This is a genomic window from Ideonella livida (assembly GCF_010499455.1).
Taxonomy (GTDB): Bacteria; Pseudomonadota; Gammaproteobacteria; order Burkholderiales; family Burkholderiaceae_C; genus Ideonella; species Ideonella livida.
Genome location: NZ_JAAGOH010000079.1, coordinates 1 through 1,828 on the forward strand (window position 1 = coordinate 1; position 1,828 = coordinate 1,828).

Sequence of the window (1,828 nt, forward strand, 5' to 3'; positions counted from 1 at the left end):
GCCACAGACCAATGGCATGGTCGAGCGGTTCAATGGCCGCTTGGAGCAGGTGCTGCGCACGCACCACTTCAACAGCGCGGAGGATCTGGAGAAGACCCTGCACCGCTATGTGTGGCTCTACAACCAGCACCTGCCACAGAAGGCGCTTGGGCATGAGACGCCCGTGCAGGCGCTCAAACGATGGCGGATCTCACACCCGCACTTGTTCCTCAAAATGATCAGGAATCATCCGGGACCTGACAACTGAGAAACAAGGCACCGACACCATGACGGACCTGCGCCCATCCTGGCACCCCTCAACTTGCGCCGCATCGCGACCGACCCGGGGCGGGGAAGTTCCTTTCATTCGTTGGGCTTTACAAAACGGCCTCCTGTCGCGCACTTCAGAATTCAACAACCCTCGTTCAATCAGATGAGCACAACACTTCTTGGCGCCGCGGCGATCGCGAAAGCCGCAGCTCCTGTGATCAAAGATCTCTATGAGGGAGCCAAGGGCACCACCCGCAAGGCGCTCGACCGTTGGGCCACCGCCGGCTTCCCAAAGAAGCTTGCTCGTCAGCTGGCTGAGATCGATTCCGTTCGAACCATCTGGAGCCCTGAGAAGAATGTATCGCTGCGTAGCTTCTACTATCCAAGCAAGCTGCGCGCCCCGAACGACCGTTCGACCAAGCTGGACTCAATCACCGATCTGGGCGAAGGCTCCGCGGTAATTCAAGGAATCGTCGGGCAGGGGAAGTCTGTCCTTCTGCGCTATCTTGCTTTGCAAGAGCTCCTTCGACCCGGCAACGCGCGCCTTCCAGTCTTTCTTGAGTTGCGTAAGGTGACTAAGGCAACACCGCTCCGGCAAGCCATCTACAAATCCCTTTCCGCATATGAAATCTCAGTCGATGACAGCCTCTTTGACTATCTTGCTTCCTCTGGTCGGATTGTGCTGTTGTTGGACGGATTCGATGAACTCGAGACGCCACTCGTTAGAGAAACTACGCTCGAACTCGAACACCTCGGCGAGCAGTTTCCTGACTTGCAAGTACTTGTCTCGTCAAGACCCAACAACGAAGTACAGAAACTAAGTAAGTTTCGAGTGCTTGAGATCGCACCCCTCAGGCCTGAAGACTACTCACCATTTTTGCAGGCGCTAAGCCTTTCGGCAGTAAGAATTGCGGACATCGTTCACGCGATCAAAGCCAGCCCCAGCAAGGTTGCAAGCCTGATTTCAACACCACTTATGCTGACACTTGTGGTGTTCGTGTATCAGTCTGAGAAGCAGATTCCATCCGATCTTCCCGAGTTCTTTGAGCGACTCTTCTACACGGTCTTCACTCGACACGACAAGCTGAAGGCAGCCTTTGAGCGAGAACACCACTCCGGGTTGTCAGAAAGAAAGCTCCAAACACTGTTTGAAGCTTTCTGCTTCATGAGCTTGCAACTTGGATCCAGTCGTACGCTTAGCCCGGCTCAGTTCACAGAGGCGTTCGAGCTTGCTCAGGACTACATTGAGGGCTCGCGCTGCAAGGAAATCGACTTTCGCAAGGACATCACCAAAGTTGCTTGTTTGATGCTCGAAGAAGGAGTCGGCGACACAACCTTCCTCCACAAGAGCATCGCCGAATACCACGCAGCCGCTTTTGTTAAAGGGTCCGACGATGCTTTTGCAAGTCGCTTCTACGCAGAAGCGGCAAAGAGCTGGGCTCACTGGCAAGAGCCTGGGCTCTAGACTGAAGTGCAACACCTCAACTGAGCCAATGACTTGAAGCGATGGGTCAAGCATATTCAAGCCTGAGCATGGAGGAGCGCACGCAGATCAGCCTGCTGCTGAGCCAGGACGTCA

At 54.8% G+C, this 1,828-nt stretch carries 2 protein-coding genes; both read left to right on the top strand.

Annotation, left to right across the window (positions count from 1 at the left end; translation table 11 throughout):
* Positions 1-247 (top strand): integrase core domain-containing protein (locus tag G3A44_RS23095; protein ID WP_163460103.1); only part of this gene is annotated, 247 nt, incomplete at its 5' end.
* 165 nt (positions 248-412) lie between these two features.
* Positions 413-1,714, top strand: a complete 1,302-nt coding sequence (locus tag G3A44_RS23100) for an NACHT domain-containing protein (protein ID WP_163460104.1) — start codon at positions 413-415, stop codon at positions 1,712-1,714.
* Positions 1,715-1,828 lie beyond the last annotated feature (114 nt).